Annotated in this window: 11 protein-coding genes; 4 read left to right on the forward strand and 7 right to left on the reverse strand. The window is 72.9% G+C overall.

The window, feature by feature from the left end; translation table 11 throughout:
- Positions 1 to 2: 2 nt before the first annotated feature.
- Both AB0I88_RS30250 and AB0I88_RS30255 read right to left on the reverse strand, forming a co-directional pair.
- Positions 3 to 2,261 (reverse strand): EAL domain-containing protein, encoded by a 2,259-nt coding sequence (locus tag AB0I88_RS30250; protein ID WP_361032122.1) that lies wholly within the window; start codon positions 2,259 to 2,261, stop codon positions 3 to 5.
- Positions 2,262 to 2,263: 2 nt separating this feature from the next.
- A complete protein-coding gene (locus tag AB0I88_RS30255) occupies positions 2,264 to 3,106 on the reverse strand; it encodes a hypothetical protein (protein WP_361032125.1) in 843 nt (280 codons plus the stop codon).
- Between the two features lie 121 nt (positions 3,107 to 3,227).
- On the opposite strand from AB0I88_RS30255, the gene AB0I88_RS30260 reads away from it, so the two are divergent.
- The 3 genes from AB0I88_RS30260 to AB0I88_RS30270 are packed head-to-tail and all read left to right on the forward strand — an operon-like array spanning position 3,228 to position 4,819.
- Positions 3,228 to 3,821, forward strand: a complete 594-nt coding sequence (locus AB0I88_RS30260; protein ID WP_361032128.1) for a DUF6461 domain-containing protein — start codon at positions 3,228 to 3,230, stop codon at positions 3,819 to 3,821.
- A 53-nt stretch (positions 3,822 to 3,874) separates the two neighbouring features.
- Entirely contained in the window at positions 3,875 to 4,381 is a 507-nt protein-coding gene (locus AB0I88_RS30265; RefSeq protein ID WP_361032131.1) for a peptidase M23, read from the forward strand.
- A 60-nt stretch (positions 4,382 to 4,441) separates the two neighbouring features.
- Positions 4,442 to 4,819 carry a DUF2750 domain-containing protein gene (locus AB0I88_RS30270; protein ID WP_361032134.1) on the forward strand — a complete coding sequence of 126 codons (378 nt, stop codon included), beginning with the start codon at positions 4,442 to 4,444 and terminating at the stop codon, positions 4,817 to 4,819.
- A gap of 1 nt (position 4,820) precedes the next feature.
- Here AB0I88_RS30270 and AB0I88_RS30275 read toward each other — a convergent pair whose 3' ends face one another.
- The 4 genes from AB0I88_RS30275 to AB0I88_RS30290 form a co-directional block, all read right to left on the reverse strand.
- Positions 4,821 to 5,975: a hypothetical protein gene (locus AB0I88_RS30275; RefSeq protein ID WP_361032137.1), complete on the reverse strand. Its 1,155-nt coding sequence runs from the start codon at positions 5,973 to 5,975 to the stop codon at positions 4,821 to 4,823.
- Between the two features lie 460 nt (positions 5,976 to 6,435).
- Positions 6,436 to 7,443: a LacI family DNA-binding transcriptional regulator gene (locus tag AB0I88_RS30280; protein WP_361032139.1), complete on the reverse strand. Its 1,008-nt coding sequence runs from the start codon at positions 7,441 to 7,443 to the stop codon at positions 6,436 to 6,438.
- A gap of 355 nt (positions 7,444 to 7,798) precedes the next feature.
- A complete protein-coding gene (locus AB0I88_RS30285) occupies positions 7,799 to 8,689 on the reverse strand; it encodes an FAD-dependent oxidoreductase (protein WP_361032142.1) in 891 nt (296 codons plus the stop codon).
- A 92-nt stretch (positions 8,690 to 8,781) separates the two neighbouring features.
- The gene (locus tag AB0I88_RS30290; protein WP_361032145.1) at positions 8,782 to 9,420 is read right to left on the reverse strand and encodes a hypothetical protein; all 639 of its coding nucleotides are present in this window, start codon (positions 9,418 to 9,420) and stop codon (positions 8,782 to 8,784) included.
- A 164-nt stretch (positions 9,421 to 9,584) separates the two neighbouring features.
- On the opposite strand from AB0I88_RS30290, the gene fabV reads away from it, so the two are divergent.
- Positions 9,585 to 10,778, forward strand: coding sequence for an enoyl-[acyl-carrier-protein] reductase FabV (gene fabV / locus AB0I88_RS30295; protein ID WP_361032148.1), 1,194 nt, complete (start codon positions 9,585 to 9,587; stop codon positions 10,776 to 10,778).
- Between the two features lie 218 nt (positions 10,779 to 10,996).
- Here fabV and AB0I88_RS30300 read toward each other — a convergent pair whose 3' ends face one another.
- The gene (locus AB0I88_RS30300; RefSeq protein ID WP_361032151.1) at positions 10,997 to 12,976 is read right to left on the reverse strand and encodes a beta-1,3-glucanase family protein; all 1,980 of its coding nucleotides are present in this window, start codon (positions 12,974 to 12,976) and stop codon (positions 10,997 to 10,999) included.
- Between the last annotated feature and the right edge of the window lie 140 nt (positions 12,977 to 13,116).

Below are 13,116 nucleotides of genomic sequence, written 5' to 3' on the forward strand. Positions count from 1 at the left end.
GTCTAAGCCGCGACGGCGGCGTACGCCGGACGGTAGGTGGCGATCCCGTCGGCGGGCATGGGACGGCCGTACAGGTAGCCCTGCGCGTACCGGTAGCCCAGACGGTGCAGTTCGGCCGCCTGTTCGGCGGTCTCCACCCCCTCGGCGACGGCGCGCAGCCCCATGCCCTGGCAGATGCCGATGAGCGCGGCCACGATGACGGCCGGCTGTCCGTCCTCGGTGACGTCGTCGACGAACGATTTGTCGACCTTGAGGATGTCGGCGGGGCAGGTGCGCAGCAGGCCGAGCGACGAGTGCCCGGTGCCGAAGTCGTCGAGCGCGATCTTCACGCCGAGCGCGGCGATGGCCTGGAGCTCGCCGAGGGCCGTGCCGCCGTCGAACACCGCCGTCTCGGTGACCTCGACGGTGAGCACGTGCGGCGGCAGGCCGGTACGCCTGAGCACGGCGGCGACCTCGCCCGCGAACCCGGCCTCGCGCAACTGCCGGGCCGAGACGTTGACCGAGACGGTACGCGGAGCCGCCGCGTCCAGTTCGTCGCGCCACCGGACGGCCTGCCGGCACGCCTCCTCGAGGATCCACGCGCCGAGCGGCACGATCAGCCCGGTCCGTTCGGCGGCCGGGATGAACACGTTGGGGCCGACGGGCCCGCGTTCCGGGTGGGTCCAGCGGACCAGCGCCTCCACGCCGAACAGCTCGCCGCCGGGCATCGCCACGATCGGCTGGTAGAGCAGGTGCAGCTGGTCGGTGTCGAGGGCGCCGCGCAGGTCGGCGGCGAGGCGGGACTGCTCCGCGGTCCGCTGGTCCATCCGCCGGTCGTAGGTGACGTACCGGCCCTTGCCCTGGCTCTTCGCCTCGTACATGGCCAGGTCGGCGCGGCGCAGCAACTCCTCGGCGGTGTCGCCGGGTTGCGCCGGGACGAACCCGATGCTCGCCTCGACGACCAGTTCGTGGCCGTCGGCGTGCAGCGGCCGGCGCAGGTTCGCGGCGATCGCCGTCAGGATGGCCGTGTGGTCGCCGCGCAGCAGCAGCGCGTACTCGTCGCCGCCGGGGCGGGCCGCCACGCACCCGTCCGCCAGCTGTTCGGTGATGCGGTCGGCGACGGCCACGAGCAGCGCGTCACCGACCGCGTGCCCCAGGTCGTCGTTGATCTCCTTGAAGTCGTCCAGGTCGATCAGCGCGACGGTCACCCCGGTCCGGCCGTCGTCGAGGGCGGCGGCGATCTCGGCGGTCAGCGTGGTCCGGTTCACCAGTCCGGTCAGCTCGTCGTGGGTCGCCCGGTAGGACAGCTCCCGCTGGCGGGCGTCCAGGTCGTCGAGCAGCCGGGCGTTGTCCCGCAGCGCCAGGACCTGCCGCGTCGCCACGAGCAGGGTGACGACGATCGAGCCGGCGGCGATGGCCATCAGGTCGTCGGCGCCGTTCGCCGCGCCGGCCAGCAGCAGCGCGCCGGTGGCCAGGACGGCGGTGTACGGCATGACGCTGGGCCGCCGGGACAGCGGCCGGGACGCCGGCACGGCGGTCCGGGCCGCCCGCAGTTGCCGGTCCGCCGCGAGACAGACCAGCAGAGAGGTGGTGGGCAGCAGCGCGTGGCTGGTGTTCAGGTGAGGCCGCTCGGCCAGCAGCGGCGCCATCGCCCCGCCGATCGCGCCGGCCGCCCCGGCCAGCGCCAGGATGTGCAGGGCGCGGCGGTCGATCGGCCCGGTGCCGGTGAACGACACCTTGACGAAGGCGAGCATGCCGATCAGGGCGGCGGTGACCACGACCACCAGCGCGCCGGTGCCGGCCGCGCTGCCCTCGGTCCAGCCCTCCCAGCGTGGCAGGACCAGATGCCAGCCGAAGACGAGCACCGTGACGACCATGGTGGCTACGTCCAGGACGAACCGGATCCACTCCATCCGCGACCGCTGGGCTCCGGGGATCAGCAGCAGGCCCAGCATGATGGCGAGCAGGCTCGCCACGTACAGCATCGCGGTGAGGCCACCGATGTGCTGGCCGGCCTGATCGCCGCTGTAGAAGTCGCGGGCCGCGGCGGCCGAGCCGAGACCCAGCCCGGCCATCCCGGCCGAGACGTAGCGCCAGAAGGTCCGGTCCGCCGCGCCGGCCCGCCACGAGAGGTGGATCGCGATCGGCACGGCGAACAGCAGCAGGGCCCACCCGGCAATCGGCGGCGTCGGCCGGGTCAGCCCGGCGAGGAACCACACCCACGCGATCACGGCCACGCCGACAGACGCCGCGAGTGTCCTGGTCAGCCGCCACCTCTGCACGGTTACCTCATCGGCTGCACGAGGGCTTCGCTGAACGGTCCGGGCACCACCGGAAACTCCAGGGTCATGGCGCCGGCCAGCACGGTGACGACGTCCACGTGCCGGTGGTGTTCGTGCGGGCGCACCCGGAGCGCGTCGATCCGCGCCCGGGGCAGGATGGTGCGGGCCAGCGAGAGGTCGTCGCCGGGGCCGGTGAACCAGTCCCGCCGGTGGATGATCTGCCATTCGCGGTCGTCGCCCACCAGGATCGACGGGTGCATGACCACCAGCCGCATCCGGTGGCGCAGGTGCTGGCGTGCGGAGACGTTGAGCAGCCGCATCCCCGGCTCCCGGTCGATCAGCCGCCGGTAGTCGGTGAGCAGGCCGGTGTCCTCGGGACCCAGGTGGAGCTCGGGACGGTAGGGGTCGTCCGGTGCGGGCGGCACCACCGGCAGGTACGCCTCGCGCAGCACCTGGATCAGGTCGCGCACCGGGCCGCCGGACGCCCCGTTGTAGGTGACGGTCAGCGACGGCCCGTCCAGCGTGCGGATCGTGAGACGGCCGTCGAGCAGTCGCACGCTGTTCTGGATGGCGCCGATCCGGTCGTACGGGATACGCGCCGTCCCGTAGGTGTCCCCGTTCCGGATGAGCACCGTGAGGACCTCGTCGCCGACCGCGATCAGGTAGTCGTACAGATGCATGTGGGGGTTGGCGTCGCGGCGCTCGATGTCGCGCGGCACCTTGAGCACGAGCCGGTGAGATCGCGGTTCGACGCCGGAGTCCCGGAAGAGGCGGGGCAGGTCGTCGACGGTCTCGACCTCGTCGATCCATGGTCCGAACCGGTCGAACTCGGTTGTGCTCTGCATGTTCGCCAGCAAAGCAGACGCCGGCCGTCCGCCCCGGTCCGGGTCGTCGTGTCAGCGTCGGGCCCACCGGGAGACCACGGCACGGTACGGTCGCTGCGCTGCCGAATCTCAGGGGGAAGGCATGGCGGGTCCGGAGTCCGCGCTGATCGGGCACTACATGGAGTTGTTCGCGCGGCTGGACGGCAGTGAGTGGATCGTCGGAGAGTCGCTGTGCTGGACGGTGGTGCGCCCGCACACCGTCGACGCGGTGGTGCGCCTGATCGGTGGTGATCCGGCGGCGATGACGACGGCGTGCCCCGCAGACCTGGGGTGGCAGGACGATCAGGTCTTCGTCGAGCAGCGTGGCGACGCCGTCGTCCTGGTCGGTCCCAGCGACGCCGGTCAGGAGGAGGAGAAGCTGCGCCGGCTGAGCAGTGGCGGGACCGTGCACCAGGTGCTCTGGATGATCAACAACTACAACCGGCTGATCCACGTCGCCGACGACGTGGTGATCACCGAACTGGACACGCTCGATCCGGGCCGGCGGTGGGGCGCCGACCCGGACGCTCTCGACGGTCACCTCGGAGCCCTGCACGACCTGGACGCCCTCGAGGACGCCCGGGGCGCGGACGCGGACTGGCCGACCGCGATGGCGACCATGGAGTCGATCACCGGGGTACGGCTGGACGCCGACTGGTTCCTTCGGCCGCGCCCGCTGGCCACGATCACGCGTTAGCGGCCGGCGGCCGGGATGATCCGTTCAGAGATCGACAGGTACCCTTCCGCGTCGTGCGTACGTTGTTCGTGACCGCGGTCGCCGTGATCGCCGCCTTTCTGATCAGCCCGCTGGTGCGCGCCGACGAGAACTGCGCCCCCTCCCCCGCCCCGTCGCCGGCGCTCAGCGGCTGGAGTGACGAGCAGATCGCGAACGCGCGCCTCATCGTCGAGATCGGCGGCGCACGGCGGGTGCCGGACGAGGCGGTGGTGATCGCGGTGGCGACGGCGCTGCAGGAGTCCGGCCTGCGCAACCTGCGTGGTGGCGACCGCGACTCGATCGGCCTCTTCCAGCAGCGGCCCAGCCAGGGGTGGGGTACGCGCCGGCAGCTGACCGATCCGGCGTACCAGACCGGGAAGTTCTACGACAAGCTGCTGACGATCGACGGCTGGCAGCGGATGCGGCTCACCGAGGCGGCCCAGGCGGTGCAGGTGTCGGCCTTCCCGGAGGCGTACGCGAAACACGCCGGGACCGCGGCCGGCCTGGTCGGCGCGCTGGGTGGCGCCACCTCCTGCCGATGACGCCGCAGCCGGGCCGATAGCATCGCCCGGGAAGCCGAACGACCGGAAATCGGAGATCACGTGGCATCGGATGACATCTCACACCGTGAGGCGGAGCGGCTGCGCGGGCTGGACGAGGCGGCGCGGGTGGCCACGACGTTCGAGGCCATCGCCGAGCGGGGCGCGGTGTGGGTGTGGGGCGACGAGGGCGACATCCTGTTCACCGAGGACGCCCGGCGGCGCAACCTGCTGCCGATCTGGCCGTTCGCGACGGTCGCCCGCCTGGAGAACGAGGGCGAGGTCGACGGGGAGCACGCCATCCGGATCCCGGTGAAGGCGTTCGTGACCCAGTGGCTGCCGCAGCTCGAGGAGGACGACGCCGACATCGCGGTGTTCCCGGTCGAGGAGCGGAACGCGGCGATCCTCACCCTCGCCGAGTTCCGCTCCCGGTTGCGCTGACCTACAGGGTCACCTGCGCCGGAGTTCCGCGCTGGGTGGTGGTGCCGTCGCCGAGCTGGCCGCTGCCGTTGCCGCCCCAGCACCACAGGCTCGCGTCGGTACGGACCGCGCACGCGTGGTAGTTGACGGCGACGTCGCTGCTCCAGGTGGTGGCGGTGCCGACCCGGGTGGGCGCGGAGCGGTGGGTGGTGGTGCTGTCGCCCAGCTGGCCGGACGCGTTGTTGCCCCAGCACCACAGGCTGCCGTCGGCACGGTCGGCGCAGGCCGTGCTGTCGCCGGCGGCGACCCGCTTCCAGGTGCTGTCCGTGCCGACCCGGGTGGGCGTGGTCTGGTAGGCCCCGGTCGCGCCGAGCTGGCCGTAGCCGTTCTCGCCCCAGCACCACAGCGTGCCGTCGGTCCGGGTGCCGCAGGTGAAGCCGTAGCCGGCGGAGACCTCGGCCCAGGTGGTCTCGGTGCCGACCCGCTCCGGGGTGGTGCGGTAGCTCAGCACACCGATGCCGAGCTGGCCGGTGGTGCCGTCACCCCAGCACCACAGGCCGCCGTCGGTACGGGTGGCGCAGGTGTGCCCGTACCCGGCGGTGACGTTCGCCCAGGTGGTTGCGGTGCCGACCTGCACCGGCGCGGTCTCGTAGTAGTTGGTGCCGGTGCCGAGCTGGCCGAGCCGGTTGAAGCCCCAGCACCACAGGGTGCCGCCGGTACGCACACCGCAGGCGTGACTGTCGCCGGCGCTGACGGTGGCCCAGTCGGAGGCGGCGCCGACGCGTACCGGGGTGGCGCGGTTGGTGGTGGTGCCGTCGCCGAGCTGGCCGCGCAGGTTGTTGCCCCAGCACCAGAGGCTGCCGTCGGTGCGCAGGGCGCAGTTGTAGGAGGGCCCGGCGTCGATGCCGGCCCAGTCGGAGGCGGTGCCGACACGCGCCGGGGTGGCGCGGGCGGTGGTGGTGCCGTCGCCGAGCTGGCCACGGCCGTTGCCGCCCCAGCACCACAACCCGCCGTCGGACTTGACGGCACAGGTGTGCGAGTAGCCGGTGGCGACCGCGGTGTCCGCGGCGGCGCGGGCGGCCGTCACGCCGACCGTCACCAGGACGGCGGCGGCGGCCGTCACGACGGCGGCTCTGAGTAGTTGCGTAGCCCCGTGTGGGAGCGCTCCCAGGTTCATGCAAAGTTCATACCATCGACACACGGCAATGACTAGGAGCGTGTTCGTCATCGTTTCGGTACGGTGCCGGCTCCCGCCCGGGCCGAACCGGCCGGTCGCCCTCCCCGGCCACGGCACAGCCACCACCGGCAGCACGGCGGGTGACAACCGGCCGGGCCCGGCCGGCCGGCCACCGAGCTCAGCCCGGCGGTCGCGGCACGGGCGGGAGCAGGCGGGCGGCCGCGCCGTCGGAGCGGGACGGTCCAGTGGATGTGGACGGGGTTCCGCGTACCAGAAAGGGCTGGATCGACGCTCGCTGCGGATGCAGCCACACCCACTGGGACAGCCCCACCAGCCTGCCGAAACCCTTCAGCCGGCCGCCAGAGCCGCCTCAGGACGCGCGAAACGGCACCGGCACAGCCAGCCGGAACGCCTCGGCCGACCGCCACGGTGGCCCCGGCCGCCGAGCGCGCGTGGCGGCTCAGGCCGAGCCGCGGACCAGCAGCGCGGTGGGGGCCATCGCGGCGGGCGGGGTCTCGCCCGCCAGGAGCCGTGCGGCCTGGGCGACGGCCAGCTCACCCATGCCGCGCTTGTCGATGTCGACGGTGGTCAGCGGCGGGTCGAGGAGCTCGCCGAAACTGAGGCCGTCGAAGCCGACCAGGGCCACGTCGCCGGGCATGCTGAGGCCGAGACGGCGGGCGGCACGGTGGGCGCCCATCGCCACCATGTCGTTGAAGGCGAGGATCGCGGTGATGTCGGGGCGGGTCTCGCGAAGCCGGGCGAGCCCGGCCTCGCCGCCGGAGCGGGTCTGATCGACCGTGACGATCGCGTCCGCGGCGATCGGCACGCCGTGGGCGGCGGCGGCCTCCAGCAGCGCCTCCCGGCGGGCCGGATCGGGCACCGGGCAATCGATCATGCCGATCCGGCGGTGCCCCCGGCCGATCAGATGGTCGACGGCGGCCCGCACCCCGGTGCGCACGTCGACCTCGACGACGCTGAACCGGGTGTGCCGGGTGGACCGGTTCATGACGACCAGGGGCAGGCCTTCGACCGCGGCGGCGATCTCCGCGTCCGGCGCGTACAGATAGCCGATCAGGGCGTCGACCTGGCCGGCGAGGGAGCGCAGCAGCTCGGGCTCGCGGCCTGGATCGTCCTGTGTGGTGCTGATCAGCACCTTCCAGCCGCGCTGGTCGGCGGCGCCGATCACTCCGGCGATCAGCTCGGGGAAGAACGGGTTGACGACATCGGCCACCACCAGCCCGATCGTGATGGTGTCCGGGCGGACCAGGCCGCGGGCGTGCCGGGAGGGCCGGTAGCGCAGCCGCTGGACCACTTCGAGGACCCGGCGGCGGGTCTCCGGGTCGATCTCACCCTTGTCGTTGATCGCCCGCGACACGGTCTGGTGCGAGACGCCGGCCAGTCGCGCCACGTCCCGCAGGGTCACGCGTCGGTTGGTGTCGGGCGCGCTGCCCGGGCTGTCGTTTTCCACGGTGAATGCATCGTAGCCCTCCTGGTCAGCCGGGTGATACGCGTGCGAATCGATCCCGTTACCGTTAACGTGAACGGTAACGGACCACTGAGGAGGACTCATGGACATGTCAGCGGTAGTGATCAGCATGCAGCTCGCACGACGCGACTCCGGCTCGGCGATGCCGGACGCCCCGGTGCTCGCCCATCACCCGGCACGTGACCGGCTCCGCGCGGCGGTGCTCCGCATCAGGCGCCTGTCACGACGACGGTAAAGGACCGGTACCGGCCCGCCGGAGCGGGACGGCGGTATCGGGGCACCGCCGTCGTCCTGGGCACCCGGTCCGCGACCCGGCCGGCCCGGCCGTCACACGGCGTCAGGCGAGCAGCGCGTGAGCCACCGCCCGGCCGGAGAGCCAGGCGGTCTGCACCCGTGGGCGGCCGAAGGCGTCGCCGCAGAGCCAGACCCGGCCGTCGGTGGCGTACGGGCCGTCGACGGGCTCCGGCCGGGCGAAGGTCCACCGGTGCACCCGCACCTCCGGCCGCCCGGAGAGGCCGAGCAGCTCGCCGACGGCCCCGGCGAGGATCGGCCCGGCGCTCTCGGGATCGTCCAGGTGCCGGGCGGCCAGCGCGGCGGTCGAGTGCGCGACCAGCACCGGGGCCCCGTCGCCGCGCCGGTCGCCGTCGTCGCAGACGGTGGCGAGGTACGGATGGTCGTTGACGAAGGCGCCGCTCAGGTCACCCCACTCCCGCTCCGGGTAACTGAGGACGGCCGCGATCACCGGCCGCCACACCTGCGCGGACGCGGCGGCCACGATCTCCGGCGGCGGTGACAGGCGCAGCGCCTGCGGGCCGGGCATGGCCAGGACGACGGCGTCCGCGTCCTGCGGGACGGCGCCGAGCGGGGCCGACAACCGCACGTCGAGCCCGTCGGCGAGGTCGGCGGCGAGCGAGCGCAGCCCGCCGGGGGCCGCCCACCGCACCGGCCCGGTGGTCCGGTCACCGCCCGGGTAGATCCGCAGCGTGTCGGTCCACGGCCGGGCGAGCCCGCGCGACCGCCAGGACCCGACCTGCGCCGTGAACGCCGGATCGTCGGCGACGAGGTAGGCCGCGCCGATGTCCGCGTAACGGCCGTCGTAGCGTCTGCTGGCCAGCCGCCCGCCGGCCACCCGGCCCCGTTCCACGACGCGGACCCGGGCCCCGCCGTCGGTGAGCGCCCGAGCGCAGGAGAGCCCGGCGACACCGGCGCCGACCACGATCACGTCCATGATCGGACCCTACCCGCGCCGCTCGGCGGCGAACGGCGGGTCCGGCCCCGGGCGTCTCCCGTGCGCGGCGTTCCGCGCACGGGAAACGCAGGCTAGTTGAGCAGCCGCTGCGCCCAGTAGACCTGCCCATCGGGTCCGACACAGATCAGGGCGACGAGCAGATCCGGTACGGCGACCGGCGCCGTGGCGACCATCTGCTCCGCCGGTGTCCCCGTCTCCACCGCGTGCAGCACGGTCTGGAAGGTCACCGGCGACGCGTCCATCGACGACACGGTGACGGCGGTGCCCGCGCCCCCGGTCGAGCCCATGCCGGCGCCCCGCAGCCACGGGTAGCGCTCCTCGGCGGTGATCAGCGCCCCGTCCGACCCGGTGTTGACGTGGTCGGGGTCGGCCGAGGCGACGGCGATGAAGCCGGGCATCAGGTGGCGGCGTTTGTCGAGCAGGACGATCCGGAGCGAGGTGCCGTCCCGCGCCTCGGGCGGCCGGGTCCAGGTGACCCGGCCCAGGAGGATCTGGTCGCCCTCGTCGTTCGCGAACTCGGCGTCGACCGGCGCGAGCGCGGCGTTCGCGGTCGCCTGGTCGACGAGTTCCAGCGTGGCCCGCGCGCCGAGCGCCTCCGGCCCGTAGGGAGGCCGGTTCTGCCACCGGCGCAGCCCGGCCACGCCCCCGACCGCGGCGAGCAGCAGCGCAATGCCCAGAATCAGTCCCGCCCGGCCCCGCATGAGTGTCACGGCGCGATTGTGCACCACGGGCCGTGACCATGAGGCGCCCTCGGACTCGTTGATCGATTCCGCCGTCGCCCGGGCCCGCGTGACGCGCAGACCGCCGCGGATCTGGCGGCTGAGGCCTCTGTCGCGAGTAGAGTGGGGGACTCGCTGACCTGGAGGCGCTGTCCGTGTCCGAACGTGTCGTGAATCCCACCGGGCGGGGTTTCCTGCTCCTCGACTCCCATCCGGCCGGTTGTTTCGCCACCGTCGCGCGGATGCGCGCGGAGGCGGGCGGTGACGCCGCCGGACCGGGCAAGGGGCCGGTGGCGCTGGTGGTCGGTTCGAGCGCCGGCTACGGCCTGGCCGCCACCATCGTGGGGCTGGCCCGGCACGGCATCCGCGGCGTCGGCATCGGTTTCGAGCGGCCCGCCGGACGGCGGACCGCGACCGCCGGGTGGTACAGGACGATCGCGACGGCGTCGATGGTCGCCGAGGCGGGCGGCGACTTCACGTTCGTCAACGGGGACGCCTTCGCCGAGGCGACGAAGGCCGAGGTCCTCGACCTGATCGCGGAGCGGTTCGGCGGCGTCGACCATCTCGTCTACAGCGTGGCGGCGCCGCGGCGCACCGACCCCGCCACCGGGGTCACCCACCAGTCGGTGATCAAGCCGCTCGGCGCGGCACACCGTACCCGGAGCATGGAGTTCGACGCCGACGGCACGGCCGCCCTGCGCGAGGTGATCGCGGAGCCGGCGAGCGAGGCCGAGGCCGAGGCGACGGTCCGGGTGATGGGCGGCGACGACTGGGCGTTGTGGATCGGCGCGCTCGCCGAGCGGGGCCTGGTCAACGACGGCTTCCGCACCGTCGCCCTGTCGTACATCGGATCGGCGCTGACCGCGGCCATCTACCGGGACGGCTCCATCGGCGCCGCGAAGGCGCACCTCGAGGCGACCGCCGCCGGCCTGACCGACCGGCTGGCGCCGTGGTCGGGGCAGGCGTTCACCTCGGTCAACGGCGTCGCCGTGACGCAGGCGTCGACCGCGATCCCCGGCCTCGCGCTGTATGTGGGGCTCCTGCGGGCCGTCCTCGGCGACCGGATGCAGTCGCCGGTCGAGCAGTCGGTGCAGCTGTGGGAGCAGTTGACCGGCGCCCGCCCGCTGGACCTCGACGAGCAGGGCCGCATCCGCCTGGATCGCTGGGAGCTCGACCCCGCGGTGCAGGCCGCCGTCACCGAACGCTGGGAGGCGGTGACCTCGGCGACGATCGGCGAGCACGCCGACGTCGAGTGGTTCCGCACCCAGTTCCGTAGCCTGTACGGCTTCGACGTCCCGGACGTCGACTACACCGAGCCGGTCGAGACCGATCTGCCCTGGCCCACCTGACCGGCGCGGTCCCGCGGCCCGGCGCCCGTCGTGCGGCGCGGCGAGATGCCGTGCTCGGCCCGGCGCCGCACCCCACCGCGGCCGGGCGCGTCCGGCTCAAGATCTACTGACCCCGCCTCCGCGAAGCGATCCACTCCGGGCCGGCCGTCAGCGCTGTCTCGACGTGCGTGAGACAGCGCTGACGGCCGACCGCACACGACCCGGCCGCTGCGCGCTGGTCAGGCCTTGGCGAATTTCTGGGCGGCGGTGCCGTTGCAGTCCCAGATCTGCAGGCGTACGCCGTTGGCGGTGTTGCCGGACGTCGCGTCGACGCAGCGGCCGGACTGCGGGTTGCTGATCGTGCCGTTGCTGTTGAGCACCCACGTCTGCGCCGGGTTGCCGGTGCAGTCGTGCAGCTGGAGCTGGGCGCCGTTGGCGGTGCCGCCACCGGCGACGTCGAGGCACCGGCCGAGGGTGGTCAGGGACTGCCCGGTCCAGGCCCAGTGCTGGTCGCGGGCGGTGAGCTGGCAGTCCCAGAGCTGTACGGCCGCGCCGTCGCCACCGGTGTCGTCACCTGCGACGTCGACGCATTTGCCGCCGGGCGCGGTCAGGTTGGTGGCGCCCGCGTTGTAGGCGAACCTCTGCGCCCCGGACGCGTTGCAGTCCCAGATCTGGAGCCGGGCGCCGTTGGCCGTGCTGCCGGACGGCGAGTCGGCGCACCGGCCGGACTGCGGGTTGCGCAGGGTGCCGTCGGCCCGGGTGACCCACTGCTGGCCGCCGGCGCCGTTGCAGTCCCAGAGCTGGAGTCTGCTGCCGCCGGCGGTGCTGTTGCCGGTGACGTCGAGGCAGCGGCCCAGAGTCTGCAGGGTGCCGTTCCTGAGGGTCCAGTGCTGGTCCTTGGCGCCGGCCTGGCAGTCCCACAGCTGTACGGCGGCCCCGTTGCCACCGGTGTCGTCACCTGCGACGTCGACACACTTGCCGCCGGGGCCGGTCACCGCGTACCCGGTCACCGATCCACCGCCACCGCCGCCGGTGAACGGGGAGAGGGTGACGCCCGCCGAGGTGGGGTTGCTGGAGTAGACCAGCGACTCCTGGGCCTGCACGTCGTCGAAGGCGAACGCGTACGCCTTCCCGTCGGCCATGTTCGCGTGGATGATCCGCGCGTACTGGTTGGTGGGGTTGCTCTTGTAGAAGTCGGTGGGCGTACCCCCGGGTTGGGTGTCGATCGTGCCGAGGGTGCCGCGGTTGAGCGCCGCGCAGAGGGTGCGCGCGATCGGTCCGACGACGAGGTCGTTGGGGGCGTGGAGGTTGCCGTCGCAGCCCCACACGTGGGCGCTGGTCGGCTTGTTGAAGGTGGCGACCTGCGCGCCGGACCCGTTGGTGAAGACCATGGTGTTGCCGGAGGTCCGGCCGAAGTACCTGGTGTTGGGCTGGTCGCCGAACGGTACGACGGTCAGCGTCCGGCCGGTGTAGGCGTTCCAGGCGGCGTTGATGTACGAGTCGAGGTAGGTGCCGCTGAACAGCCCGGCGTCGGCGGCCTTGCCGGGGGCGAGCACCCGCAGCACGGTCCCGTCGGAGCGGGTGACCACCGTGTTCGCCCAGCCGGGCTGGGCCTTGATCTGGTCGATGATGTTCTGCCGCCCGTTGGCGACGACCGTGCCGGTGGTCTTCGTGCCGTCGCTGCCGGAGACGGTGACCGCGTGCGGCACGGCGAACATGTCCACCTGCGAGCTGTTGAGCCACAGCCCGGCGTCGTTGTAGGTGAACTCGCTCCAGTCGAAGAGGATGTCGTGGTTGGGGTCGCCGGACGCCCACGGCGCCGGCTGGACCAGCCCGTCCGGGGTGAGGAAGAACTTCAGCTTCTGGCCGAGGGACATGTAGAGCCGGCCGGAGAAGTTGCGCGGCAGCTGGATGGTGGTGCTGCCGCCGTTGCCGGGTCCGCCGATGGCGACGTCCGGCGCGGGTGACGGCGGCAGGGAGCCGGCCGGCCAGTTGGTGAACGTTCCGCCGCCGGTGACGTAGCCGAGCCGGCCGGTGGTGAGGTTCACGCCGATCAGGTAGAGGTAGGTGGCGTCGCCGCGGCCGGTGCTGTTGGTGACGGTGAACGGCAGCAGTGCGGGGCCGGCCGCCTGGGCGGCGGGAGCGGCGACGGCCACCCCGATCGGTATCGCGGCCAGGAGCGCGGCGAGGGCGCTCAGCACCTTGGATCGTGGGGACATTGAGGACTCCTGGGGATGAGGGCGGCGTCTCCGGTATGGAGAGAGCGCTCTCAGAGAATGCTTAACAAACTTGCATGTGTCAATGCTGTGTCCTTCTGATTAACGGCTGGCGACCGGAAAAGCACCGGTGAGCCGGCCCC

The sequence above is a fragment of the Actinoplanes sp. NPDC049802 genome (genome assembly GCF_040656595.1).
Lineage (GTDB): Bacteria > Actinomycetota > Actinomycetes > Mycobacteriales > Micromonosporaceae > Actinoplanes.